We start from the raw sequence: 24,595 nt of genomic DNA on the forward strand, positions 1-24,595 counted from the left end.
CCTGGTGTGGGTGACATGGGGATTCGCTTGTCGGTGCTGGACACGTCGCCGATCGTCCAGGGCTCGACACCGCGGGAGGCGCTGCGCAACACGGTCGATCTCGCGGAGCTCGCGGAGGAGCTGGGATTCACCGGTACTGGGTGCCGGAGCACCACGGCATGCGCGGGATCGCCAGCGCCGCTCCGGCCGTGCTGGCCGGGCACCTGGCGACGGTGACCGAACGCCTGCGCGTCGGCTCGGGTGGCGTGCTGCTGCCGAACCACCCGCCGCTGGTGGTGGCCGAGCAGTTCGGCACGCTCGCGGCGTTGCACCCCGGCCGGATCGACCTCGGTATCGGACGCGCACCGGGTGGGGCGCCGCACGTGGTGTCGTCGTTGCGCCGCACCGATCGGGCGTACCGCGAGCAACTGGAGGAGCTGCAGGCGTTGCTCGACCCGGCGGACACCGTCGCGGTGCCGGTGCGGGGCGGCAACGTGCCTCAGCTCTGGCTGCTCGGGTCGTCGCCCTCGACCGCTGAGCTGGCGGCGTCGCTGGGCGTGCCGTTCGCGTTCGCGCGGCATCTCAGCCCCGATCTCGCGGGCAAGGCCGACCTGGTCAGCGTCTCGGTGATCGCCGCGGAGGACGACGCGCGGGCCGAGTGGCTGGCCGGGCCGATCAGGACGAAAGTGCGCAGCCGCCGGGAGGGCAACCGGATCCTGTTGCCCAGTCCCGAATCCGCGGCCGCGCACGCCAACCCCGACGACGGTCGCGTGCTGGTCGGCGGCACTGAGACTCTCACGCGGCTCCTCCAGGCAGTGCTCGACGAGACAGGCACCGAGGAGCTGATGATCACCTCACCGATCTACCACCACGCGGACCGTCGCCACAGCTACGAACTGATCGCCGCCATCGCGGGCGATCTCAGGCCCGCCGGTTGAGCGGAGCCGCGATCGTCAGCTCCTCTGCGCCTTCTGGAACAGCGGAGCCGTGATCATCCAGCTGAACTGAGGCCCGCCGAGGTGCCTGACGCCGGCCAGCCGGAAGCTCTGGGTGTTCACGCCCACAACGGCGTTTCCGCTGATCCTCGGGCCGCCGCTGGAGCCGCCGCCCATGTCGCACGGCACACCCCACAGGTTCTCGCCGCCGGGGTGGAGGGTGGGCGTGCCCCAGCACCGCGCGAGCCGCTGACCGGTGAACTCCGGCCTGCCCTGATGACCGGGCTGCCCCGCCGCCCGCGGGTATCCGTACTCGTGCGCCGGACGATCACCCGGCCTGCCGAAGGCGATGTTCTCGCTCGCGTTCGACGGCTTGTCCAGCACGAGGAACGCCTGGTCGTACTCGGACTGCTGGTCGTCGGTGATCCACATCCGGTTCACCACGACCCGGCTCACCGCGAACTCGCCGAACGGCCGCGCTCCGTCCCGGAATCCCGGCACGAAGAGCAGCTTCTCGTGCCACTTCGGATCCTGGCCGATGAGGTTCGCGGTGTGGACGCAATGCCCGCCGGTGACGGCTGTGCGCCTGTTAGCGCTCACCACCAGCGTCGCGGTGCAGCTCGAGTCCTCGCCGTCGCGGTCGACGAAGAACAACCGCCCGATGGTCTTGCTGACCGGCCCTGGCGCGCCATCAGGTCCATCGACAGGCTGGGTTCCGGGCGGCGCTGAAGGCCCGGTCGGCATCGCCGCGATCCGCTCGGGCGTCCAGTAGGCGGCCACGCCGTCGGTGCTGAGATCGTGCACAACCACGTCGGTGTCCGGAGAAGCCGCTGCCACGCCCGGCACTCCGAGCAGCAGCAGGGCAACCACGCTGAGTATTCGCATGCCGCGACCGTGGCAGTCAGTTGTGAGGATCTTGTGCGGTCGGGGTCCGCATCCCGTGCGGCGGGCGCGTGAATGACTATGTTGCGACGCATGGGCATGTGCGTGCTGGTGGCCGAGGACAACGTGATGCAGGCCGACATGCTCGGGAGATACCTGCGCCAGGAGGGCTACCAGGTGCGGCTCGTGCACGACGGCAGGGCCGCGATCGACGAGGTCCGCCGCAACCCGCCCGACCTGCTGATCCTCGACGTCATGATGCCCTTCGTGGACGGTCTGGACGTCGTGAGGGTGCTGCGCAACGAGACCGGCATCCCGGTGCTGATGCTCACCGCGAAGTCCACAGAGGACGATCTGCTGCACGGTCTCGATCTCGGCGCCGACGACTACGTCACCAAGCCCTACAGCCCGCGTGAGCTGATGGCTCGCGTGCGGACGCTCTTGAGGCGTGTGCGACGGACCAGCGCGAACTCCGGCATCGCGCTGGGCGACCTGACGATCGACCCCGAGCGGCACGAGGTGAGCGTGCGCGACACACCTGTCGAGTGCACCGCGTCGGAGTTCCGGATCCTGCACACCATGGCGGCGAGCCCTGGCCGGGTGTTCAGCCGCGGGCAGCTGCTCAGCGCCGTGCACGGACTCGACGGCTACATCACCGAGCGCACGATCGACGCGCACGTCATGAACCTGCGCAAGAAGATCGAGGTCCAGCCGCGCAAGCCGGCATACCTGCTGACAGTGCACGGCGTCGGTTACAAGCTCGTGGACGGGTCCGGTGCATAGTGTCCTGGCGCGGCTGCTGGCCGCGTCCGTGCTCGTCGCGATCTGCTCGATCACCGCCACGGCGTGGCTCGCCGCGCAGAGCACGTCCACGTCGATCAAACAGGAGCTGGGCGCCGCGCTGGCCGGTGACGCCGCCACCTACCGCGCGCTGATCACCTTCGCCGTCGAGCACCGCGGCTGGGACGGCGTCACCCTGCCGCCGGGCAACCGCCGCCTGATCCTCACCACACCCGACCGCAGGGTCATCGCCGACACCGGGACGAACCTCGACCCCGGCCAGCTGCCCGCCGTGCCGTCCGCGGTGATCAACCCGCTCGAGCTCGACCTCGCGCAGGCCCAGGACGCGCCGCCCGACCGCATCGACGCGCGGATCACCGGTCCGTTCCAGCTCAGCGACCGGGAGAAGGGCAGCCTCGCGGAGGACTGGCAGCTCTACACGCTCCGCTGCATCGGGCCGGCCGCCGTCGAGCAGATGAAGACCACCTCCTGGGGCCGGCCGATCGTGAACGTGGACAGGACCGGGCCCCAGCCCTCGACCGAGGCCTGCCTCGCGGCGGAGCAACGGCTGAGCACGCTCACACTGGGCGAGTCGGCGGCGTTCAACGACCTCGGCCTCCGCGTCAACGACTGCCTGCGCCAGCGCAGCCTGCCCGCCGAGCAGATCAAGATGAACGCGGCCTGGCAGCCCACCGCGTCCAACGCCGAGTGCCTCGCCAGCGCACGCCGCGCCCAGCTGCAACCTTATGTGGCACCGACCGCGCTGTTGTTCGTCACCGACGCCGCCGGCCGGACCACCCAGGCCACCGTGGTGAAGTTCGACGTGGGCCGGATCGTGCTGGTCGCGGCGATCGTGCTGGTGCTGACCGTCGGCGTGAGCGTGGTGGTGGCGTTGCGGATGACCAGACCGTTGCGCACGCTCACAGCCGCCGCCGAACGCATGCAGCACGGCGAGGACGCCCAGGTCGACGTCCGGTCCCGCAGCGAGATCGGCCAGCTCGCGCGGGCGTTCAACGACATGGCCGCTCACCGCGCCCGCATCGACGCCCAGCGCAAGGCCATGACCAGCGACATCTCCCACGAGCTGCGCAACCCGCTGGGCACGATCCGCAGCTGGCTGGAAGGCGCCCGCGACGGCGTGGTCGAGCTGGACCGCACCACGTTGACCGCGTTGCTCGACGAGGCGCTGGTGTTGCAGCACCTCATCGACGACCTCCAGGACCTCGCCCTGGCCGACGCGGGCGAACTGCGGCTGCACCCGTCGCCGGTCGATCTGCGCGAGCTGTTCGACCAACTCGTCGCCGCGCATCCTTCGCTGGTCGCTGAGGGTGGCGGGGTGGTTCACGCGGATCCTGTGCGGCTGCGGCAGATCCTCACCAACCTCGTCACGAACGCCCTGCGCTACACGCCTTCCGGCGGCACGGTTCGCTTGTGGGCGGACGGCCGGCGCATCACCGTCAGCGACACGGGTTCCGGCATCTCCGCCGAGGACCTGCCGCACGTGTTCGACAGGTTCTGGCGCGCGGACCGCTCCCGCACCCGTGACACCGGAGGCAGCGGGCTCGGTCTGGCGATCGTGCACGCCCTGGTGAGCGCTCACAACGGCACGATCACCGTGGAAAGCACGGTCGGGCGCGGCACCACGTTCACGATCACGTTCCCAAGCCAGAAGAATCCAGCACGCTGAGCGCACATCTTCCTCACAACCGCTCGGCAGCATCACCGTCATGAACCCCAGGCTGTTGATCGGCGCTGCCGTGCTGCTGCTCTCCGCGTGCAGCCAGGCCGCTCCGCCATCCTCGAACGTCGCCTCGCTCCAGACCTCGGGCTCGGCCGCCACGTCCTCCTCCGCCGCCGCGCCGACGGACGGTGAGCAGCCGCGCCTGCGCATGGACATGACCGAGGAGGAGAAGCAGCGGTACTACGACGCGCACACCGCGTGCCTCGCCGAGAAGGACCCGAACGCCACCGGCACCGGACCCGGCCCCGCGGGTCGCCGTCAGTACAGCGACGACGCGTGGAAGGCGTGCGCGAAGAAGTGGCCGCTGCCGCCGTGGGAGATGGACTCCGGCAACCCGACGTTCAAGGACAACTGGCACAAGAACGTCCAGTGCCTCAACAGCCGCGGCGTGAAGGTCATCGAGACCGAGCCCGGCAGCTGGACCTACGACGGCGAGCAGACGCTGCCCGAGGACCAGCGCCGCCAGGTCGAGAAGGACTGCGAGCAGGAGGTCTTCGGCGGAGGACGTAAGTGAAGCGCTGGATCATCTTTCCGGTCGTCGGTGTGGCCCTGGCCGGCGGCGCGCTGGCACTCACCTGGACCCGCCAGGCCCCCGCTCAGACCTCCCAGCCACCGGCGCCGAAGACGGTCGCCGTGGTGAAGACCGACCTGACCGACGTCCGCGAGTTCAAGGCCACCCTCGGCTTCGGTGCCTCCCAGCAGGTGACGGGCCGTCGTCCGGGCACCCTCACCTCGTTGCCGGCACCGGGTGCCGCCGTCGACCGCGGCCAGGCTCTGTACAAAGTGGACAACAGGCCGGTGTGGTTGTTCTTCGGCGACACCCCGTTGTGGCGCAAGCTCGACACGGCGGGCTTGAAGGGCCCGGACGTGAAGATCGTGAAGGACAACCTCGCGGCACTCGGCTACAAACTCGGCGGCGCCCCCGACGAGTGGACACCCGCGACCATCGACGCGGTGAAGCGCTGGCAGAAGGCCGAGAAGGCCGACCAGAGCGGCGTGGTCGAACCCGGCGATGTCGTGGTGCTGTCCGGAAAAGTCCGCGTCGAGTCGGTGACCGCGAAGCTCTCGGCGCCAGGAGAGGGCCCGCTCATGACGGTCACCGCCACCGGCAAAGCCGTCGCCGCCTCAGTCGACGCCCGCCAGGCCGAAGTGTTCAAAAAGGACTTGAAGGTGACCGTCGTCCTGCCCAACGGCACGGAAACCACGGGAACCGTGCGTTCCGTCAGCACCGAGGCCAAGACCGAGAAGAACGGCAACGGCGAGGAGACGCCGGTGATCGCCGTCGACATTGGGCTCGACACCGAGGTGGGTTCGTTCGACTCCGGTCCGGTCCGCGTGCGCCTCACCAGCACCGCCCGCCAAGGAGTCCTGGCCGTGCCGGTCACAGCTCTGCTGGCGTTGCGCGAGGGCGGCTACGCGATCCAGTCCACGTCCGGCCAGCTCGTCGCCGTGAAGACGGGCCTGTTCGCGGGCGACCTGGTCGAGATCAGCGGCGGCGGCGTCACCGAAGGCATGCAGGTGGTGACGACGTCATGACACCGGTGCTGGAAATCAGGGACGCCGTCAAGGAGTACACCGGCGGCGTCCGGGCACTCGACGGCGTCTCGCTGACCCTGCACGCGGGCGAGGCGGTCGCGATCGTGGGCCCGTCCGGCTCTGGCAAGTCGACGCTGCTGAACCTCCTCGGCACCCTCGACCGCCCGTCCAGCGGCACGGTGATGCTGGACGGCCACGACATCTCGGCGCTGTCCGACCGGCAGCTGTCGGCGTTGCGCGGCAGGCGGATCGGGTTCGTGTTCCAGCAGTTCCACCTGGCAGACGGCCTGACCGCGCTCGACAACGTGTCGACCGGCCTCCTCTACGCGGGCACGCCCCGCAAGTGGCGCACCGCGATGGCCGCGGAGGCGTTGGAACGAGTGGGTTTGGGTCACCGCCTGAAGCACCGCCCGCACGAACTCTCCGGCGGCGAACGCCAACGCGTCGCCATCGCCCGCGCCGTGGTGAACCGTCCTGCGTTGATGCTGGCCGACGAACCGACCGGCGCGCTGGACACCGCGACCGGGCGTGCGGTGCTGGACCTGTTGCTGGACCTCAACCGCGACGGCACCACGCTCGCGGTGATCACGCACGACCGGGAGGTGGCGGCGAGGCTGCCGCGCCAGGTGGAGATCAGGGACGGCCGCATCCAGGCAGAGGTGAGAGTGTGAAGCCGACTCGCCTGAGTCCTCTCGACCTCCTGCTCCTCGGCCTCTCCCCCTTGCGCACCAGGCCGTTGCGGGCCGTGCTGTCCGCCCTCGGCATCTCCATCGGCATCGCCACCCTCGTCGTGGTCACCGGCATCCCGGCCTCCAGCCGAGCCGCGCTCATGGAGGAGTTCAAAGCCCTGGGCACCAACCTCCTGCGGGCAGAAGCCGCCACCGGCACCAACAACGAGGCCGCCTCCCTCCCACCCGACTCCATCGCGATGGTCGAACGCATCGGCCCCACCGACCAGGTCAGCGCCGTGGCCAACACCCACGCCGTGGTCCGCCGTTCCGACCGCATCCCGGACTCCGAAACGTCCGGCCTGACCGTCCTCGCGACCAGGCTCAACCTCCTCGACACCCTCAACGGCCGAGTCCGCACCGGGGCTTTCCTCAACCAGGCCACCGAGAAGTTCCCCACGGTCGTCCTCGGCCACATCGCCGCGACCCGGCTCGGCATCACCGCTGCGGACGCCCAGGTCCGCATCAACGACACCTGGTTCACGGTGATCGGCATCCTCGACCCGCTCCCGCTGGCCCCGGAGATCGAACGGTCCGCGCTCGTCGGCTGGGACGCCGCCCAAGGCCTCGGCTTCGACGAACGCCCCACCGTCCTCTACCTCAGGGCCCAGGAAGCCGCGATCGACGACGTCCGGGCCGTCCTGCCCCCGACCGTCTACCCGCAGAACCCGTCCCAGGTCAGGGTCAGCCGCCCGTCGGACGCACTCACCGCCAAGCGCCTCACCGAGAACACCTTCTCCGCCCTCATGCTCGGCCTGGCGGCGGTGGCGCTGCTCGTCGGCGGCATCGGGGTCGCGAACACCATGGTGATCTCGGTGCTGGAACGCAAACGCGAGATCGGACTGCGCAGAGCCCTCGGCGCCAACCGGGGCCAGGTCAGGACGCAGTTCCTCACCGAGTCGGTCGTCCTGTGCCTGCTCGGCGGCATCGCGGGCGTGATGTTAGGGCTAACAGGAACCGCCGGTTACGCCGCCGCACACAGCTGGCCTGCGGTGATCCCGCTGGAGATGGTCGGAGCCGGACTCGCGGCCGCCGTGCTGACCGGCGTGATCGCGGGCGTCTACCCGGCGGTCAGGGCGTCGCGGCTCACCCCCACGGAGGCGCTCGCCGCGCCGTGAGAAACAGGGCGTGCTCGAATGTCGAGATCCAGCAGGTTCGTTCGTCCTCAGGCAGGACGACTGGAGGACATCGATGCACTACATGTTCCTGATCTACAACTGCGAGGACCGGCCGGCCCACGGCGACCCGCGCTTCGAGGAGATCCTCAAGAGGGTCAACGCGTTCGCGGACGAGTGCCGCAACCGGGGTGTCTTCGTGGCCGGCGACCCGCTCAAGCCCGTCAGCACCGCCACGACCGTGCGGGTGAAGGAGGGCAAGGCGGTGCTGACGGACGGGCCGTTCGCCGAGACGCACGAACACCTCGGCGGGTACTACCTGCTCAACTGCCGCGATCTCGACGAGGCGCTGGAACTGGCCGAGATGGTGCCGCAGGCGCAGTTCGGGGCCACGATCGAGGTGCGGCCGGTCGACCACATCCCCGGCCTGAACCACGGGGTGGCATGAGCGACCTCGCGTCGGCCGCGGTCGAACGGGTGTACCGCGAGCACCGGACCCGGATGCTCGCGGCACTCGTGCGAGCGCTCGGCGACTTCGAGCTGGCCGAGGACGCGCTGCAGGAGGCGTGCTCGCAGGCGTTGCGCAAATGGCCACGTTCACAGGTACCGGCCGACCCGTTCGCCTGGCTGCTCACCGTGGCCCGCAACCACGCGCTCGACCGGCTCCGGCACGCGCAGATGGCCCGCACGAAGCTGCCCCAACCGCCCGAACCCGCCACGATGACCGAGAAGCAGCTCATCGGCCTCGGCGACGAACGGCTCAGCCTGATCTTCACCTGCTGCCACCCCGCGCTGAACGAAGAGGCGAGGTTAGCGCTAACACTTCAAGCGGTGGCAGGGTTCACGGCCGCGCAGATCGCCAGGACGTTCCTCGTCGCCGAGCCCGCGCTGGCCCAGCGCCTCGTCCGGGCCAAGCGCAAGATCCGCGACGCCGGCATCACCTTCGAGGTGCCCGCCGACCACCTGCTGCCCGAACGCCTGCAGGGCGTGCTCACGGTCATCTACCTGATCTTCACCAGGGGCTACACGACCGCGGACGCCGATCTGCGCCAGGAAGCGCTGCGGCTCGGCAAGCTCGTCGCCGCCCTGATGCCGGACGAACCGGAGGCGCACGGCCTGGTGGCGTTGATGCTGCTGCACGACTCCCGCAGTGCCGCGCGCATGACGCCCGAAGGCGACGTCGTGCTGCTCGAGGACCAGGACCGCACGCTCTGGGACGTCGAGGAGATCGCGGAGGGCATGACCCTGCTCGACCGCGCGCTGCGGTTCGGCACCGCGGGCCCGTACGTGCTGCACGCCGTGATCGCCGCCCTGCACGTCCAGGATCCGGTCGACTGGACGCGGATCACCGCGCTGTACAGCGAACTCCTTTCGGTGGCACCGACTCCGGTGATCGAGCTCAACCACGCGGTCGCCGTCGCGATGGCCGACGGACCCGACGCCGGGCTCAAGCTCATCGACGGCATCACCGGCCTCGACGACTACCACCTGCTGCACTCCTCGCGCGCCGACCTGCTGCGCCGCCTGGACCGCCGCGACGAAGCCGCTGCGGCGTACCAGCGAGCGCACGAACTGGCGGTCAGCCCGGCCGATCGCCGTTTCCTGGCCGGGCGCCTGCGTTCCCTGGAGGATTCCTGATGCGACTCACCGTGCTCGACCGCGGCCACCGCCTGCCCGCCCGCCTGTTCTTCGGTTTCACCGAACTGGTCTCGCGCGTGCCGATGTCGGATGTGCCCAAGACCCTGTTGTACCGACCCGATTTCTTCGGCGCGGTGTTCCTCGACCTGAGCGCGAAGGCGATGCGCGGGCCGTCGTTCTGGACGGCGGGCGAGCGCGAGTACATGGCGCAGCAGACGGCCGAACGCCTGCAGTGCCCGTACTGCGCCGTCACGCACACCGAACTCGTCCGGATAGCAGGCGATCCGTCACCGCTGCGCCCGGAACTCACCGCCGCACTGCGGTTCCTCGACGACCTCACGCCACCGGGCATCACGAAAGACGCGGCCGTGGACGCGCTGAACGTCAGCCTGATCTGGCAGGTCGTGAACCGGCTCGCCAACGCGTTCGGCTTCCAGCTCCTGCCCGGCCAGCTCGAGTCGGGCACGCGTTCGCTGCACCGGTTCGGCTACCGCTTCCCCGGCTTCCTCACCGGAAAGGCCACGGGCACGCTGCGCCACGCCGTGCTGGAGGCCCCGGCCCGCACGCCGCCCGAACTCCGCCAGGCCGCCGCCTCCGGTGACGCCTGGGGCTCTTACGCCGCAACGGTTCGCGACGCCTCGTACCGCGTCTCCACTGAGGACATCGCCCGGCTCAAGCAGGACCACACCGAGGACGAGATCTTCGAGGTGACCGTCGCCGCTGCCGTCGGCGCTGCTCTGGACCACTACGACGCCGGTCTGAGAATTCTCGGAGACTGATGTCGAGTTCGGACGTGCTCGCTCGTCCTTCGCTCAAAGCAAGGACAACCGAAGGAGCGATCGACATGTCCGGACAGGTCAACTGGTTCGAGCTGCCCGCCGACGACACGGCGCGGGCACGGGCGTTCTTCGCCGGCGTGTTCGGCTGGGAGACGAGCCCGATGGGCGAGGACTACCACTTCATCACCAACGGCGCGAAGGGCGCGATCGCCGCCAAGGACGCGCAGCTCACCCAGCCGCGCATCTACTTCCACACCACGGACATCGACGCGTCCGTGCGCAAGGTCACCGACCTCGGCGGCAAGAGCGACGACGTGCAGGCCGTGCCGGACGTCGGCCGCATCGCCCACTGCTGGGACGACCAGGGCACGCCGTTCAGCCTGTACGAGCCGAAGGCCTGACGCGCCTGAGTGGCCCGTCACAGGGCGGGCCACTCAACAATTCCTCCTCCTGCCGCGTCCAGCTGTCGCAACCTGGATCGACCTGGGGGAAACATGGAGCACTTTCGGCCCGTGCGCGGGCTGGGCCGCGCCGCGTCCGCACTCATCTGGCTCGTCGCGATCGCCAACGTCGCGAACGCGGCGTCCGACTGGTTCACCTACTCCGCGATCCAGGCCTATCGCACCCGCATCGACTCCGCGGGCGCGATCATCACGGCTGAGAGGATCAACCTGGTGGCCAGCGCGTCACTCTCGTTGCTGCTGCTCGCGGCCGGCATCGTCTTCATCCTCTGGACGTACAACGCGCGGGTCAACGCCGAGCGCCTGACGTACGCCGCCGAGCACCGCCGCAGCAGGACATGGGTGTGGCTGAGCTGGTTCGTGCCGTTCGTGAACTTCTGGTTCCCCAAGCAGGTCATCGACGACATCTGGCGGGCCAGCGACCCGCGGCAGCAGGGAGTGCCACTGCGGCAACGGATGCAGCACAGGCTGACCACCCAGTGGTGGACAGCCTTCGTCCTGATGTGGATCTTCGAACGCGCCTACCTGCGCACCTACCGCCTGGGCGTGCCGATCAGCGACACGTTCCTCAGCACGGCGATCTTCTCCAGCCTGGCCGCGGCCGCCGGGATCGTGGCCGCGATCTCCGCCGTTCAGGTGGTGCGACGCATCACCGAATTCCAGAGCACGCCGCACCTTGTTCAGTCCTCTTCGGACTAACACCCGGACGGGTTACCATGCTGGGCATGTCAGACGTCGGCGTGCTCTCCGCGCACCTGCTGTCGAGCTTCCAGAAGGAGCTCTTCACCCGCCTCGCCGAGGCGGGTCACGAGCACCTGCGCCCACGCCACGGCGCGATCATGGCCTACATCGCCGCCGAGGGCAGCCGCGCGAGCGAGCTGTCCGAGCGCTCCGGCCAGCACAAGCAGGTCGTGGGCACCCTGATCGACGAACTGGAGCGCCTCGGCTACGTGGTCCGCCGGCCTGACCCGGCAGACCGGCGGGCCAAGCTGGTCGTGCCCACGGAACTGGGCCGCGACCAGATGGTCCAGGCCAAGCGGATCATCTCCGACATCGAGGCCGGGTTCGCCCGTCAGGTCGGCGCCGAGCGGTTCGCCGCGTTCAAATCGGTGTTCGCGGAGATCACTGCCCGACCGTGATCTCCTCGCGGTGCGCGGCCAGGAAGTCCTCGAGCGTCAGCCAGGTCGGCACGATCTCGCGGGTCAACGCGGCGTCGCGGCGGCTCAGGATGTGGTCCGGGAACTCCGTGTAGTACTGAAACCACTTGCCCAGCTCGACCGCCGCCGGGAACCCGAGCACCCGGAAGTCGTGGTGCAACAACGGCTCGTATTTCACGGTCTCGCCGACCACGTCCGCGAACGCCTGCGCAGCCAGTTGTTCCAGTAGAACGACAACTGACGGGGCGGCGCCGCTACTACTAGGACCAACGCACAGAGGCAAGCACTCTGAACTGCTGGTTAGTTCGCGTTGGGTCCAGTTGCATCTGGTGGGTACAGCGACATCGTCCCAGCTCCCCATCACGGCAAGCCAAGTCAGAGGCCACCTGTCGGTGCAGCGGGCCCGGCAGCGTCGCCGACGTAGTAGAACCGTTGCGTGCCATGGTGATGGCGCCTCATTCAGTCCCAGAGCGATGCGGCCGTCCCGTCACGTCACCCGACCGGTTCGAGGCCCAGCACCCGCCTGGCTTCGGCCATCTGACCGTGCAGGTATTCGTTCTCGTTGCGCAGCAAGTAGGCGTAGGCAAACGCACTGTCCAAGTACTGGTAGCAGGCGATCGCACCTACGTCTGTCTGCATGATGGCCGCCAACATCGTCCGCGCACGCATCCGGCGCGTCTCGATCGGATCAGCCTGAGGCTCAACCGGCGCCGCAACTGTCTCCCACACCGACGCCAGAACTCGGTTGCAGTTCGTGATGGCGGACGCCCAGCCAAACCAGCTGGTCTCGGCTCCGAGGCTGTTCCTCACGGGTTCCAGATCGGGCACCGCCAGAATCGGGCACGGCACCCCAGTCAGTGTCTCCCACAGTCCGGCCATCTCGTGTTCCTCGGCGCTGAGGACAGCCTGGCACAGTTCCGCGGCCGCCCCGCAGAAAGGTCCCACCTCGTGCACGTAGTCCTGAACCTCGATCAAGAGTTCGGCTACCGCGGCTCGCTCCCCGACGCTCTGCAGAACGTGCCGGGTGACGACGTCCATTTCCTCGAGGAACTGTTCAGTCTGCCTGTCGCCCTGCCACATCCGCTCGACCTGGGCCTGGATGACTCGCGCGTACGCCTCGACTCCATTGGCCAGCCGCAGGCCGGCATCCCGCACGAACCCGAACTCTCCCTGCCAGGTTGGGGTGAAGGACAACTCCAGTCGTGGCAGTTCGCCGAGCATGTCAGGGAGCAGACCTGGGAGCGTCAGCCCGCTGACATCGACAACGTCAGCCTCCTCCCAAAACACTGGCGCGTCCACACCAGTTTCCCCGCTCAGGGGGCGACCGTCGAACGTTCGCCAGACGTCCCCCGTCTGCCGGATGTAGCGCTGCGTGCGATCCACGTCGAGGGCGAGGTCAAGCAGGTCGCCAGGCACGTTCAGCGCCGCCAGCTCCGAGCGTCGGTACATTCCGCGGCAGTACGGACACTCCAGCCGCCGCGGCAGGTAGCCCAACTCGTAGTCGGGCGTGGTCAGGTTCTCGTCGACGCGCGGAACAACCGATTGGCGCACCAAGGTCATGAGGCACGTTGTACAAGCCTTTTGGCCGCAGGAGTGGATCTGTACGAGTTCCACCCCCTGCGAACCGCATATGTGGCACTCCGACGCGGTGTTCCTGACATCAGGTTCGGTCAACGGAACCTCCTTTGAAACGGCGCTCCGCGGTCGATTCTCACCGCGCCCCGCCCCGCAGCACATGCCTCAACGGGCATCCGATCGGACCGACCCGACGAGCACGAAAGCAGGCAGACCTGTCGGGACGAGCCATCCGCCTGCCCTGGGTGCGCATCACCGGCATGGACCGAACCGACGATGGAGTCACCGGAACAGTCCGAAGTGGAGGAACGCGGTGGCCACTCCTTCCGAGGGTCAGAGCGCTGATCTGTGCGGTGCGCCGAAACGATTCGACCGACATGGTTGAGACACACGGAGGTCGCCGCGAGCCGAACGATGTCGGGCGTCTGAACTGACGGCCCTCGCAAGTCGAGCGAACATTGGTGCCTCCGGGCAACTCGGCGCCAAGCCCTCGACTCCGCTCACCATCAGGCCGCCCGCTCATTACGCGTTCTGCCACAACAGTTTCCGCAGTGCGCGAAGGGGCACTGCGGGACTCGCCGAGCGTCATCACCCGGCGAGACGGCGGTCTCGTCTGTGACAAGTGGCTTCAACACATCGTCATGGGGTGATCAACATGATGGACGGGACCTACGCCACACACCGGGCCCTCGCCGTGCTCCGTGCGGTCGCCGAGGGACGCGTGGAGATGACGTGCAGCGCCGAATCCGACATGTTCGTGGACGACCTCGCGTTGTGCGACCAGCAGATCGCACACCACCTCGCGCACTCTGCGCTGTTGGAACCTGCTTGCGAAGGCATCGTGGGCATGCGCGTTCCCGCGCGGCTGACCGCCAGGGGCATGACCCACCTCGCCGCGCACGTGAACGACGCCGGCATCGCGACGAACGCGTCTTCTTGAGCTCGCACGTCCGGCCTGAGAGTCCGCACGTTGGCGCAGGCCCGGCCGCCCTCCCGGCTCCACAACCCGATCGGCGGCCGCATCTCACCGGAGGAACGATCATGATCACGGCACAACAACTCATCGAGTCCCCGTCTCTGCTCGTGGCGGTATGTCGCTCCTCCGCCGCGCCACGCCCGCCGATCTGCCCCTGATCGACGAACTGCTGCGCGACCTGTTTCAGCCGCTGGGGGAAACCGGCTGGGCGGTCTTGGGCCGAAAAGCCGTAAGCGCGCGGGAGTGCCCGGATCTTCCGGGGAGACACGCGCTACGGTCAGGAGGTCTGATCATGGACCACGTCGTCGCCCGCACCACGACCACCGTGCGACTGCACACCGGTGACGGGCTCCCGGTTCGCGAGATCGACACGCAGCTGCGGTACGACTCGCGCGATCCGCTGGTCATCAGCTTCGTGTTCCTGCTCCACGAGCAGAACGTTTTGTGGGCGCTAGGTCGTGACCTCGTTGCCGCCGGGTTGATCGCTCCGGCCGGATACGGCGACGTGGTGCTCCGGCCGGACGACCAGGATCCGGGCCGCGTCGAGTTCTGGTTCACCGACGGCGGTGAGGGCTCGAAGCTCAGCGCTCCGTTGTCGGAGATCGCGGCCTTCGTCGACCGGACGCACGAGCTCGTGCCGATGGGCGAGGAGTGGCTGTGGCTGGACCTCGACGCCGAGCTGGCGAAGGTGCTGCCCGCGGTCGAATGACCAGGGCTCTCAGGCGGTGCGGGAGCTGAAACTCCCGCACCGCCCAGCTTCCCACCGTGTCATCCCACGCGTTCGGCGGTGATGATGACTTCGGATTTCTACCGTCGGTTGATCTTGGGCGGCAATCGGGAGTTCACCCGATCAGGCAGATGCCAGAACTGTTGAGCGTCAACCATTGTCGGCCGATGTGCGGGCGGTGCGCGGCGGGCGAATGTGATCCGGTGCGATATCCAGCCGCAGTTCTTCTGATGTTGATCGCGCTGGTCCCGGTGGTCCCCGCTCACGCGGTGGTCGCCGAGGGCATCTACTACCTGCAGGGCGTCACGAGCGGCCTGCACCTCGCCCAGACGGGCAACTCGGTCGTGTTGCACCGGCCCGAAGGCGATCTCGACCACCAGCAGTGGTGGGTGCGCGGCGAGCGGATCGAGAACACCGACTCCCCCGGCTCGTGCCTCAACCGAAGCCTGACCATCACACCCTGCACTACCGACGGCACGGCATGGGAGTTCGTCGCGGCGGGCGACCAGTGGGACATCCCCGGTTTGGCCACCGGTGGCGAGACGCGGTGGTACCTCACGCCGATCTCGTCGCCGCGCCTGCCGATGCCCGCCGATCCCACACTGGACCAGGTCACGTTTCTGACCGCCCACAACGCGTTCGCGAACGGCGTCGACGGTGACTTCGCCGCACCGATCCTCAACATCGCGCGGAACCAGACGCGCGGGATCACCAGGCAGCTCGCCGACGGTGTGCGCGGTTTCATGATTGACATCCACGAGACGCCGCAAGGCGCCATGCTGTGCCACGGGGGTTGTGACTGGGTGCCGCATCCGGTGGCGCTGCGGACCGACCTGCAGCGGATCGTCGACTTCCTCGCAGCGCACCCGTCCGAGATCGTCACGGTGTTCCTGCAGGACGGGGTGTCCGCTCCCGTCCTGGGTGCCGAGCTGGCGCGGGTCCAGGGCCTGCAGTCCGTGCTGTTCCGGCCGGACCAGGCAGGCGTGCGGGAGAACGGCTGGCCGACTCTCTCCGCGATGCGAGCGTCGGGCAGGCGGCTGCTGCTCTTCACCGACCGCTACCCGCCGGACGGTCGTGACTCCTACGGCGTGATGTATCAGAGGGAGTGGACGGTCGAGAACTACTGGTCCATGGGCGGCCCGATCGGAAGTGCCGACTGGGCCTGCTACACCCGGTGGGACGAGCGGCCGCTGACGGCGACCGGGACGTTCCAGCCGTTGTTCGTGATGAACCACTTCCGGGACATCCCGTTCCCCATCACCATCTACAACGACAACGGCAAGATCGCGCGCCGGGCGGAGCAGTTCTGTCAGCCCGCCGCGCGGAAGAAACCGAGCTACCTGGCCGTCGACATGTACGAGCTCAGCAAGGCGTCCGCGGCGGTCGCGACGTTGAACACCTACACCTACCGACCATGAACCAGCTGTGGGGCGTGCGCTCGCGCGCCCCACAGCATTCAGTTCCCCATGTCGCGCAACTGTTCCCGCACACGGTCGATCTCACCGCGCACCCGCGTCTCCTCGTCGCCCACGTCCAGCAGCCTCCGCTGCACCCGTTGCAGGGCGGTCACTACCCGGCTGTGCAACAGTTCCAGCTCGTCCAGCAAGGCGGGGGCGTCCTCCTCGTCGCGGTACGCTGCCAGGCGCAGGTGCAGCTCGCGGACGGCGCGGAACAACGTGTCGAGATCGCAGGTGCCGAGCACGTCCCGGTAGTTCAGATCGAGCGCGGCGACGCCATCTCGCAGGCGTTCCAGGGTGTTCATCAGCGAATGCCGGGTCCAGTGGTCGGCGACGGCGGCGATGAACAGGTCCGGCGCGGATCTCCGGCCGGGGAACGCGGCGCACACCTCGTCGATCCGGGCGCACAGCGCGAGACAGGCCTGCAACTCCGCGGCAGTCTCCATCGCCCTGTCGAACGACTGCCGCGCCCGCGTGTCGCATCCGTCCACCGCGGCCCGGAGCAGCTCCAGCCGTTCGGTGCGTTCCGCGGGTCGCCAGGTTCCACTACCCGCGTTGAACTCCAGCACCAGCCGGCGGAGCTCCGCGGACACTTCAATCCCGCGAACGGAGATCATCGAGTTCGAGATTGCGTCACCGAGACCGGGTTCGCCTGCGTGGTGCCAGAACTCCTCCATCAGTCCCTGCGAGCAACTCCGCGTGTCAACCTCCCGGCGGCAGTTCGGACACGTCCACGGCACCTGATCGCGAGATGCCTTCACGAACCACTCGGCAATGCATGTGGTGTGGAAGGCATGCCCGCATTTCTGGAGCACCGAAACCGGCGTCCTCAACTCGAGCATCAACGGTGTGCAGCACGGCGAGCACTCCAGTTCGAGCAGGTGACGTATCCGCGAGTCGAGCGAGTCACACTCGGCGGGCGCTGCCGCCCGGGCGGCGTCCACCTCGGTCGCGATCTCCGTCAGGAACGAGACGAGGTCGTCACTCGCGAACTCGCCGTACGACCACAGGTTGTTCACCCACTCCACCGCCGAGTGCACTGTCGACCCCCGCTGGTCGAAGTGACCGCGCAGCAAGGGGAAGTGGTCGAAGTCGATGATCTTCATGACGTCGACTGTCGACCAGCGGCACTGGCCTGGAACAGGCCTACGAGGGAAGCACGAAAGGGCAACAGCACTGCCCGACGCCGCTTGGGGGCTTGTTCAACGGTCCGATCCGCTTCGCTGCCGAACACGCATCGCGATGGCTGGTGATCACGAGCGTCGTCCAGGTCCAGCAAGCGTTCTTCATCGGTCACCCGCCCGATCGACGAACCCAAGGGTGTCCCGTCGTCGCCCAAATGTGCGGCACGGACGAGAACGCAGAGGCGGCGCTGCGCAGTCAACTGGCACCAGGCCAACAGATCTGACTACTTCAAGCCATTCCATAGCCCGAACGGGTAACACTCACAGGCACTAATCTCCTCGCTCTGAATACATAGGGTCACCGACACGGCGAGCCAGCCTCGCGCCTCGCGATCCGGTTGCGCGCTCGTCCGACTTCCCGGAGGACCTGATGCCGCACCCCCTAGCAACCTCGTGCCGCTTCCTTGCCCGTTCGCTCACACGGACGCTTGTCCTGTTGCCGCTGATCACCATGCTCGCCGGTGCGACGGCCCTGTGCGCGTCCTCGGCTGCGCGATCCAGCGGTGAACAGAAGGCTGCCAATGGGTTTGGGCCGGGAGTTGAGACGCGGCTCGCCTCCAGCACGGAGCCTGCGGCCTACACCGTCCGAACAGGACCGGCATGGACGATCAGGGTTCCTGTGCCGGGCAGATCCTCGACGGAGACGACGACTGTCACGACGCCGACCGCAAGCCCGACGAACACTTCAGCCCCTCCCAGCGCCGTTGTGCCACAGATACCGTTGTTCTGGTTGCACCTCAACAGCACCGCGGTGACCGACGCACAGCTCGCGACCGAAGCCAAGCGACGCGCCTACATCGTGCTCAACGCCTGGGAGGGAGCGCTCATCTCGAAGCTCAAGGCCGCAAACCCCTCCGTTCAGGTCTTCGTCTACAAGGACCTGTCCTCCACCCGCAGTTACGCCTGCCACAACGGGGTGGACGACGCCCAGCTGCCCACCGGAATCGGATACTGCGACGCCAGCCGCAACCATCCCGAGTGGTTCCTGCTCAGCCCAGCGGGACAACGCCTCCAGTACAGCGGCTACAGCGGGCACTGGCAGATGGACATCGGCAACGTCGCCTACCAGAACGCCTGGGCTGACGCGGTCATTTCGGCCAGCAAGGCGTCCGGCTTCGACGGAGTGCTGATGGACAACGCGTTGTTCTCGTGCGCCACCTACCACGACAACGTGTGCCCGGCGAGGTATCCGACAGATGCGTCGATCCAGACCGCCTACAAGGCGATGTTCGCCAACACTCGGGCCAAGTTCACCTCAGCGGGCTTGAAGACGGTCGCGAACCTCGCGAATGCACGGCTGTACGCCGGAGGCTGGAACGCCTACACCACGAATCTCGACGGCGGTTTCGACGAGTGGTGGCTCACGTTCAGCGACACCAACCGCTTGCCGGAGTACTCCGAAGGGTGGAGCAGGCAACTTGCCGAGATCTCGGCGAACGAAGCGCGTGGCAAGATCACGTGGGTCCAGCCGCACTTCTCCGACAGTGCACAGGCGCCGTTCCGTTACGCGCTGGCGAGCTTCCTGATGGTGAGCGGACCGCGCAGTGCCTTCTCGCCGGTCGCGCGGACCGACGGCTACGGGGATCCTCCGCAGTGGCGTAGTGAGTACACCTGGCGGCTCGGTGCACCGTCTGGGAGCTACCGGGCGATCGCGACAAACCTGTTCCGGCGGGATTTCGCTTGCGGCATGGTACTCGTGAACGCGAACCCGGCCGGCGCGGCGACATCTACGGTGCCGCTGGGCGGCACCTACACGGACGAAGCAGGCAGAACGGTGACATCGGTCCGGCTCGCCGGAACATCCGGCTCGATCCTTCGCCGCTCCTGCTGAGCCACGCCGAGCGTCATTCGTGACGCGCCAACGACAAGCGGCGCGCTGGAGAAATGGCAACGCCCATCTCACCGGCTCCCGGTCGGGACGGTGCGAGGGTCGACTCGCGCCGTCCCTGCTTCCTTCAAGGGTCATCCCACCGCGATCGGGTTGCGGCCTGGTGGATCGTGATACGGGCCAAGGACATCCACGACCGTCTCCACCGACAGCGGCATCAACGGAGAGCTTCGATCGTCACCACGCCTGGATCCGAGATCAACACTCGCCTGATGCCCTGTCCCGTGCCTGATCAGGCAATCGCCGGATCGGGCCGCTCTGCTCAACTGGTGCGGTGGTTGCGAAGCGTGGCACAAGAGACGAAGACAAACCTGTGGCGACAGTGGAGCAGCGTTATCGGCGGCTGATGCGCATCTTGCCGACGTGGTACCGGCAGGCCCACGAAGAGCAAATGGTCGATCAGCTTCTTTTCGACGATGGCGGCGTTCTCGGCCCCGGTCAGGCACGGCTCAGCTGGCAGGAGAAGTTCGGAATGCTCCAACTCGCTGTCCGCACACACCTTCCGGCAAGCGGCACACCGGGAGCGCCCGCACGGGCGATTCGGCGAGCCGGGGTCGTGCGCGCCCTCGGACTGCTGGGACTGCTGTCAGGAGTCCTGAACTTCGGAATCTCCGTGGCACAGTCGTTGTGGGCGCCGTACCCGAACGAGCCGAACGTGCTCGAGGTCATGACGATGTGGAATCTGTCCGACATCGTCCCGATAGTGGCGCTGGTGCTCCTGGCGAAGGAGAAGCGCACTTCGGCCAAGGTCGCGATGGGCGCGTCGCTGGTGTCCTCGTGGGTCTGCATGCTGATCGTGGGCGTGGTACCGGAGTGGTTCTTGCTCCAGTTGCCGGCGGCAGTGGCGTTCGCGTGCTTGTGTTCCGGGTTCCACCGCGATGCACCGATGCCGTCTGTCCGCAGGCCAGCCATGTGGTCTGCATGGGCGTTCGCATTCCCGCTCGGTGGCGCGTTGCTGCACAACGGCTTCCTGTTGACGCCCTGGAACAACGTGATGACCGTTGCGGCGGCTGTGTTCGGAGTACGAGTCGTCGCGTTCATCCGTGGTGACGCGGCCCTGGGGCGCGCGCTGTCGTTGTTCGCGTTCTTGTTGGCGCCTACCGTGGCAGTCATCTACTACTCGGCACCCAGGCTGTACCTCGAATCCTGTTCAATCGCTGGTGCACTGCTGTTGCTGAGCGTCTTGCTGCCTGTCGGACGCGCTTCGATCCCGAGTGCCCGACTGCTCTGAACGGGTGCCTTCGGTGATGGCGGTGTCAGGCTTTCACAGTGCCGCTGCCCACGTTTGATCCGTTGGTCTCGCGCCTGAGTCCGGCCGGTGGCTGGTCGCGTGTCGATCCCTGGACAACGTCTTCCCGGGCAGGCCTGTCAGGTTTCGGGGCTGCCATTCCGGGCAGCGCGGCCGGACCGCACAGTCGGCTTGCGCACCGGCGCGGTGCCGGAGACCCTCGTGTCCACCGCCCGCACAGTGGATCCGGCCCGATCATCGCACGCTTCTTCGACTGCACGAGGCATTGCCCGTGTGCACGGTGGCCATGACGAGATCTGCGGGTCCACTGTGGATATGAACAGGACGCTGCTTGCATCTGCCATCACCGGCGTGGGTCTAGTCGCTCTCACCACCGCCTGCGGTCCGGGCGGTTCGACCACCACGACGCCGAGCTCATCGTCCGCCACCTCCTCCACGGCTTCCTCCCCGGCAGCGGTCGTCCCCGGAGAGAAGCCCGTCGGCGGACCTGCCACGTGCACCTCCGTTGAGGTGATCCCCGGCGTGATGGGCCCTGTCGACATGCCCGCTCCCGAACGGACTTTCGCCACGGTGCCGTTGGCACTGCGCAACACCGGTTCGGTCGAATGCACGCTCTTCGGCTTTCCCGGTGTGTCCTTCACCGGCGAGGACGGCCGCACTTTCGACGCACCGCGGTCTGAAGTCCCGCACTCGGCGGTCGTGCTGGCCCCTGGCGCCACCGCGCACGCCACATTGCGTGTACACCTCGGCGACAACGGCACCGGATGGCACGTGCGGTCCGTATCGGTCACGCCACCGAACACCGACCAGACCCAGAGGTTCGAGTGGAAGTGGGGTCCGTTGGAGGCCTACAGCCAGGTGATCTCCGCGGAGACGGTCGTCCTCCCGGTCACCGCTGGCTGAACACGGCCACAGGTGCAGCCCGAACGGGCAGGGCCTTCGCGTGCGCGGACCCGGTCACGGTCGCGGAGGCTGACGTGAGCAAGATCGTCGGCAGCGACGTCACGATGCCGGGTGGCAAGGTGAGCGACATGCTTCTGGTGCACAACTCCCGCGGCTCCGACTTCACGGGACACCAGTGACGCTCACCGACGACGTGACCGGTGTGCTCGACGATGCTTCCTGCAACGGTGACACAGCAGCAGACACGCCGGACACCACGGACGGTAAAGGTGCTGCCACAGAACGAGAAAGTGTCACGTCTGCCGTAATGACCGCTCCGCCTGCCTGTGATGACGGCAACACGGGCCTACCAGGAGGAGCCATGAGGCTGTTCAAGAAAATGATGGCTGTCGTCGTCGCCGGTGCCATCGGACTCGGTGGCGCTGGCGCGCTCTGGGCACCAGCCGCGACGGCGGACGGCTGGCGCCCATCCAGCCAGAAGGAGCTCTACGAGGACCTCATCCGGGCGTGTTCCGGCAATGGTCTCTACTTTCCCAAGGCAGACGGCTGCAACTGGGTCGGCGTGAGCACCCCGGATGCACAGGGCTACACCTACACGTACGACGACGACGTGCCGGCGTTCAAGGAGAAACTCGACCGCCTGGGCGTCCATCGCGACTACGGTTCGGCGGAGAGCGTGGTCTTCTCCGACTCTGTCAAGAAGATCTCGTCCGTCACGAACTGCAACGAGGGCACAGTTCAGCAGTCCATCTCGTACCGGCACGAGGACAGCACGTCCGACTCGTGGGGCGTCAGCATCTCCGCCGACGTCAAGCCGTTCGGCATCGGCGGCTCGATCTCCAGCACCTACGAACACCACAAGTCGAGCACCGAAGGGTACGAGGTCACTACCGCCTACGAGGTACCGCCGTACTCCTACGGATGGGTCGACGAACGCTCCGCGCACGTCAACGTGCGAGGCTATCTGCGGGTCAACTTCGACCACAGCGTCGATCATCCGAACCACGGGCTCGGCGACTTCAACGACTACTCCACTGCCAACAACGGTGACTACAGCCACTACTACTGGTGGGTTCCCGATGACCTGAACCTCGATGTGACACAGGCGAAGCAAGCCTGGTCGCCGACATCGGCGGAGACGCGGGCCACCGGCGAGTACACCTACCTGCCGCAATACCAGACGATGTCACCGCGTGACGTGCTCAACCGCAAGCCTCTCGACGGGAACAACCAGCCCGCCTGCACCGGAACCAAGCCGTACGAAGTGGCGATGGTCAGTGCCCATTGGAAACACCTCCAGGACACCTACCTCTGCATCGCGGCCGCGGACGGCACCGCTGACGGCGGTCCGGCCTACCACGCGACCGCGCGAGAGTGCCACAACGACCAGTCCACCGAACGGCTTCAGGAACAGATCCTGCAAATGCCGTTGCGTCCCGGTGACCGCACGCAGGACCAGCCGTTCCTGATCGGCAACGGCTACAGCGACAGCTGCTTGCTCGCCGACAACGGCGCGCTGACGTGGTCGCGCTGCAACTCGAAGGATCCTCGGGCAATCTGGTTCCGGTACAACACAGACCAGGGATCTGGCATCTACCGCTACGAGAACCAGTCCTCCGGCGCCTTCCTGGCTCTCAACGCCACCGGCGACCAGCTCGTCCTCCGACAGGCCGAAGCCGCTGACACCACGACGTTGTGGGGCGACAACCTCGGACAGGTGTCCGACTGGGCCGTCAAGCAGTCGTCCGCGTACTCAGGTCCCGCACGCCAGCTCGTCAACACGGTGGGCGACAGCCGGTGCTTGACAGCCGACGCAGTCGCAGGAGCCGCTCAGGCGGCGGCTTGCGCCACGGCGGACGCACCCAATCCTGGACAGGCATTCGTGCTGTCGCCGCGGACCGTGCCGAACACCACGTGCACGTCGGGTACCGGATCCTGCTTCTACGTGGTGCAGAACCCCGCGAGCAACACCTGCCTCACGGCGGTGATGTCGGTCGACACCACGTCCGCATCACCACGATTCACCCCTTGCCTCAGCAAGTCGAGCCAGCTGTGGAGCAGCACGCCCGGCAACGGCAAGCCCGGAGTGACCATGATCAGCCGCTACACGGGCCTCTGCCTCACGCGAGGCGCCACGGACGTGAGGCTGAGCACTTGCGACGGGACCGACGCACAGCAGTGGACCGACAAGGCCACGCAGGCTCTGCCGACGCCTGTCGAACCCGCACCCACTCCGGAACCGCAGCCCACTCCTGAACCAGCACCCGCGCCGCAGCCGACACCGCAGCCGGTGCCCACCCCGGTTCCCGCGCCGGCCGAGCGCGCCAAGGCCGCTCTGGTGGTCAACGCTGCTTCTTCCATCGACCAGAACGGCTTCAACAAGGCATACCTCGTCGACGGCCAGACCGACTCCAGTCAGTCCAGCATGGGCTGGAGCACGCCGGCCCACTGGTCGCCGTACGAGCCCGAGACCGTTGTCTTGGGACTCACCTCGCCAGGATTGGTGGACGAGGTGACGCTGTACCCGCGGTCCGACCTCGTCGACAACCAGCCGGGAGCGGGTTTCCCGCAGGACTTCACGGTCAGGGTGTCGGCGGACGGCCAGAACTGGACGACCGTGGGTGACTTCCACGACTACCCCAGGCCGGTTGCCGGAGCACCCCTGCGGGTCCCGTTCGCCGCGCAGCAGGTGGCCTACATCCAACTCAACGTCACGAAGCTGGGATCGATCAACGAGGGTGCGACAGGAACCGTCTACCGCACTCAGCTCGCGGAGGTCGAGGCCTACTACGCCCCCGCCAGTCCGAAGCTGACCGTCTCCAGCTCCGTCGAGGCCTGGGGTTGGGGCGCCGCGGCGGCAATCGACGGACGAGTGGACTCGTCCTCGAACAGCATGGGCTGGACC

The 24,595-nt window shown here is 67.6% G+C and carries 24 protein-coding genes and 1 pseudogene; 21 read left to right on the forward strand and 4 right to left on the reverse strand.

The annotated features are described in order from the left end of the window. Together UK23_RS54830 and UK23_RS30930 are read left to right on the forward strand one after the other, a co-directional pair. Positions 1-216, forward strand: a pseudogene (locus tag UK23_RS54830) (hypothetical protein); the annotation flags it as partial. Then, positions 159-917 (forward strand): MsnO8 family LLM class oxidoreductase, encoded by a 759-nt coding sequence (locus UK23_RS30930; protein ID WP_330770337.1) that lies wholly within the window; start codon positions 159-161, stop codon positions 915-917. The pseudogene UK23_RS54830 and the gene UK23_RS30930, both read left to right, overlap by 58 nt. A 15-nt stretch (positions 918-932) precedes the next feature. On the opposite strand, the gene UK23_RS30935 is transcribed toward UK23_RS30930, so the two are convergent. Next, positions 933-1,799, reverse strand: a complete 867-nt coding sequence (locus tag UK23_RS30935) for a trypsin-like serine peptidase (protein WP_156213497.1) — start codon at positions 1,797-1,799, stop codon at positions 933-935. Between the two features lie 96 nt (positions 1,800-1,895). Here UK23_RS30935 and UK23_RS30940 point away from each other — a divergent pair, with 96 nt between their 5' ends. From UK23_RS30940 to UK23_RS30995, 12 genes are all read left to right on the forward strand, one after another. Beyond that, positions 1,896-2,579 carry a response regulator transcription factor gene (locus tag UK23_RS30940; protein WP_045315244.1) on the forward strand — a complete coding sequence of 228 codons (684 nt, stop codon included), beginning with the start codon at positions 1,896-1,898 and terminating at the stop codon, positions 2,577-2,579. Continuing rightward, positions 2,572-4,263, forward strand: coding sequence for a sensor histidine kinase (locus UK23_RS30945; RefSeq protein ID WP_045315224.1), 1,692 nt, complete (start codon positions 2,572-2,574; stop codon positions 4,261-4,263). Before UK23_RS30940 ends, UK23_RS30945 begins: the two co-directional genes overlap by 8 nt. A gap of 40 nt (positions 4,264-4,303) precedes the next feature. Next, positions 4,304-4,831 carry a hypothetical protein gene (locus tag UK23_RS30950; RefSeq protein ID WP_156213498.1) on the forward strand — a complete coding sequence of 176 codons (528 nt, stop codon included), beginning with the start codon at positions 4,304-4,306 and terminating at the stop codon, positions 4,829-4,831. Then, positions 4,828-5,853, forward strand: a complete 1,026-nt coding sequence (locus UK23_RS30955) for a peptidoglycan-binding protein (protein WP_045315225.1) — start codon at positions 4,828-4,830, stop codon at positions 5,851-5,853. The genes UK23_RS30950 and UK23_RS30955 overlap by 4 nt, the downstream gene beginning before the upstream one ends. After that, entirely contained in the window at positions 5,850-6,524 is a 675-nt protein-coding gene (locus tag UK23_RS30960) for an ABC transporter ATP-binding protein (protein WP_045315226.1), read from the forward strand. Before UK23_RS30955 ends, UK23_RS30960 begins: the two co-directional genes overlap by 4 nt. Further along, entirely contained in the window at positions 6,521-7,699 is a 1,179-nt protein-coding gene (locus UK23_RS30965; RefSeq protein ID WP_045315227.1) for an ABC transporter permease, read from the forward strand. Before UK23_RS30960 ends, UK23_RS30965 begins: the two co-directional genes overlap by 4 nt. Before the next feature lie 73 nt (positions 7,700-7,772). After that, complete coding sequence (locus UK23_RS30970) at positions 7,773-8,144, forward strand: YciI family protein (protein ID WP_045315228.1); 372 nt, start codon at positions 7,773-7,775, stop codon at positions 8,142-8,144. Continuing rightward, positions 8,141-9,334 (forward strand): RNA polymerase sigma factor, encoded by a 1,194-nt coding sequence (locus tag UK23_RS30975; RefSeq protein ID WP_045315229.1) that lies wholly within the window; start codon positions 8,141-8,143, stop codon positions 9,332-9,334. Before UK23_RS30970 ends, UK23_RS30975 begins: the two co-directional genes overlap by 4 nt. Further along, positions 9,334-10,113 (forward strand): hypothetical protein, encoded by a 780-nt coding sequence (locus UK23_RS30980; RefSeq protein WP_045315230.1) that lies wholly within the window; start codon positions 9,334-9,336, stop codon positions 10,111-10,113. Before UK23_RS30975 ends, UK23_RS30980 begins: the two co-directional genes overlap by 1 nt. A gap of 65 nt (positions 10,114-10,178) precedes the next feature. Continuing rightward, on the forward strand, positions 10,179-10,514 hold the full coding sequence (locus UK23_RS30985; protein WP_045315231.1) for a VOC family protein: 336 nt from the start codon (positions 10,179-10,181) through the stop codon (positions 10,512-10,514). A 93-nt stretch (positions 10,515-10,607) separates the two neighbouring features. Next, entirely contained in the window at positions 10,608-11,273 is a 666-nt protein-coding gene (locus tag UK23_RS30990) for a DUF4328 domain-containing protein (protein WP_082115106.1), read from the forward strand. 26 nt (positions 11,274-11,299) lie between these two features. Continuing rightward, complete coding sequence (locus tag UK23_RS30995) at positions 11,300-11,713, forward strand: MarR family winged helix-turn-helix transcriptional regulator (RefSeq protein ID WP_269112317.1); 414 nt, start codon at positions 11,300-11,302, stop codon at positions 11,711-11,713. On the opposite strand, the gene UK23_RS31000 is transcribed toward UK23_RS30995, so the two are convergent. Next, positions 11,697-12,014, reverse strand: a complete 318-nt coding sequence (locus tag UK23_RS31000) for a hypothetical protein (protein WP_196777955.1) — start codon at positions 12,012-12,014, stop codon at positions 11,697-11,699. The genes UK23_RS30995 and UK23_RS31000 overlap by 17 nt on opposite strands. A gap of 209 nt (positions 12,015-12,223) precedes the next feature. Next, positions 12,224-13,291: a hypothetical protein gene (locus UK23_RS31005; protein WP_045315235.1), complete on the reverse strand. Its 1,068-nt coding sequence runs from the start codon at positions 13,289-13,291 to the stop codon at positions 12,224-12,226. 670 nt (positions 13,292-13,961) lie between these two features. Here UK23_RS31005 and UK23_RS31010 point away from each other — a divergent pair. From UK23_RS31010 to UK23_RS31020, 3 genes are all read left to right on the forward strand, one after another. Beyond that, positions 13,962-14,246, forward strand: a complete 285-nt coding sequence (locus UK23_RS31010) for a hypothetical protein (RefSeq protein WP_231114757.1) — start codon at positions 13,962-13,964, stop codon at positions 14,244-14,246. Between the two features lie 328 nt (positions 14,247-14,574). Next, the gene (locus UK23_RS31015; protein WP_052685218.1) at positions 14,575-14,991 is read left to right on the forward strand and encodes an SsgA family sporulation/cell division regulator; all 417 of its coding nucleotides are present in this window, start codon (positions 14,575-14,577) and stop codon (positions 14,989-14,991) included. A gap of 248 nt (positions 14,992-15,239) precedes the next feature. Next, a complete protein-coding gene (locus UK23_RS31020) occupies positions 15,240-16,427 on the forward strand; it encodes a PI-PLC domain-containing protein (protein ID WP_045315236.1) in 1,188 nt (395 codons plus the stop codon). Positions 16,428-16,465: 38 nt separating this feature from the next. On the opposite strand, the gene UK23_RS31025 is transcribed toward UK23_RS31020, so the two are convergent. Continuing rightward, positions 16,466-17,572, reverse strand: coding sequence for an RING finger domain-containing protein (locus UK23_RS31025; protein WP_045315237.1), 1,107 nt, complete (start codon positions 17,570-17,572; stop codon positions 16,466-16,468). Positions 17,573-18,380: 808 nt separating this feature from the next. Here UK23_RS31025 and UK23_RS31035 point away from each other — a divergent pair. The 4 genes from UK23_RS31035 to UK23_RS52015 all read left to right on the forward strand — a co-directional run. Further along, positions 18,381-19,481 carry a putative glycoside hydrolase gene (locus tag UK23_RS31035; RefSeq protein ID WP_196777956.1) on the forward strand — a complete coding sequence of 367 codons (1,101 nt, stop codon included), beginning with the start codon at positions 18,381-18,383 and terminating at the stop codon, positions 19,479-19,481. A gap of 403 nt (positions 19,482-19,884) precedes the next feature. Then, the gene (locus UK23_RS31040) at positions 19,885-20,769 is read left to right on the forward strand and encodes a hypothetical protein (protein ID WP_156213499.1); all 885 of its coding nucleotides are present in this window, start codon (positions 19,885-19,887) and stop codon (positions 20,767-20,769) included. Positions 20,770-21,138: 369 nt separating this feature from the next. Then, the gene (locus UK23_RS31045) at positions 21,139-21,690 is read left to right on the forward strand and encodes a DUF4232 domain-containing protein (RefSeq protein ID WP_196777957.1); all 552 of its coding nucleotides are present in this window, start codon (positions 21,139-21,141) and stop codon (positions 21,688-21,690) included. A gap of 361 nt (positions 21,691-22,051) precedes the next feature. Further along, positions 22,052-24,595, forward strand: a 2,544-nt coding sequence (locus tag UK23_RS52015) for a discoidin domain-containing protein (RefSeq protein WP_045315242.1), incomplete at its 3' end; no start/stop codon positions are given.

Source organism: Lentzea aerocolonigenes, from assembly GCF_000955955.1.
In the GTDB taxonomy this organism is placed as follows: domain Bacteria; phylum Actinomycetota; class Actinomycetes; order Mycobacteriales; family Pseudonocardiaceae; genus Lentzea; species Lentzea aerocolonigenes_A.

Coding starts and splice junctions, on each gene's coding strand:
- UK23_RS30930 (WP_330770337.1), top strand. CDS start 159: ATGCGCGGGATCGCCAGCGCCGCTCCGGCCGTGCTGGCCGGGCACCTG.
- UK23_RS30935 (WP_156213497.1), bottom strand. CDS start 1,799: ATGCGAATACTCAGCGTGGTTGCCCTGCTGCTGCTCGGAGTGCCGGGC.
- UK23_RS30940 (WP_045315244.1), top strand. CDS start 1,896: ATGTGCGTGCTGGTGGCCGAGGACAACGTGATGCAGGCCGACATGCTC.
- UK23_RS30950 (WP_156213498.1), top strand. CDS start 4,304: ATGAACCCCAGGCTGTTGATCGGCGCTGCCGTGCTGCTGCTCTCCGCG.
- UK23_RS30960 (WP_045315226.1), top strand. CDS start 5,850: ATGACACCGGTGCTGGAAATCAGGGACGCCGTCAAGGAGTACACCGGC.
- UK23_RS30970 (WP_045315228.1), top strand. CDS start 7,773: ATGCACTACATGTTCCTGATCTACAACTGCGAGGACCGGCCGGCCCAC.
- UK23_RS30975 (WP_045315229.1), top strand. CDS start 8,141: ATGAGCGACCTCGCGTCGGCCGCGGTCGAACGGGTGTACCGCGAGCAC.
- UK23_RS30980 (WP_045315230.1), top strand. CDS start 9,334: ATGCGACTCACCGTGCTCGACCGCGGCCACCGCCTGCCCGCCCGCCTG.
- UK23_RS30985 (WP_045315231.1), top strand. CDS start 10,179: ATGTCCGGACAGGTCAACTGGTTCGAGCTGCCCGCCGACGACACGGCG.
- UK23_RS30990 (WP_082115106.1), top strand. CDS start 10,608: ATGGAGCACTTTCGGCCCGTGCGCGGGCTGGGCCGCGCCGCGTCCGCA.
- UK23_RS30995 (WP_269112317.1), top strand. CDS start 11,300: ATGTCAGACGTCGGCGTGCTCTCCGCGCACCTGCTGTCGAGCTTCCAG.
- UK23_RS31005 (WP_045315235.1), bottom strand. CDS start 13,291: ATGACCTTGGTGCGCCAATCGGTTGTTCCGCGCGTCGACGAGAACCTG.
- UK23_RS31010 (WP_231114757.1), top strand. CDS start 13,962: ATGATGGACGGGACCTACGCCACACACCGGGCCCTCGCCGTGCTCCGT.
- UK23_RS31015 (WP_052685218.1), top strand. CDS start 14,575: ATGGACCACGTCGTCGCCCGCACCACGACCACCGTGCGACTGCACACC.
- UK23_RS31020 (WP_045315236.1), top strand. CDS start 15,240: ATGTTGATCGCGCTGGTCCCGGTGGTCCCCGCTCACGCGGTGGTCGCC.
- UK23_RS31025 (WP_045315237.1), bottom strand. CDS start 17,572: ATGAAGATCATCGACTTCGACCACTTCCCCTTGCTGCGCGGTCACTTC.
- UK23_RS31040 (WP_156213499.1), top strand. CDS start 19,885: ATGCGCATCTTGCCGACGTGGTACCGGCAGGCCCACGAAGAGCAAATG.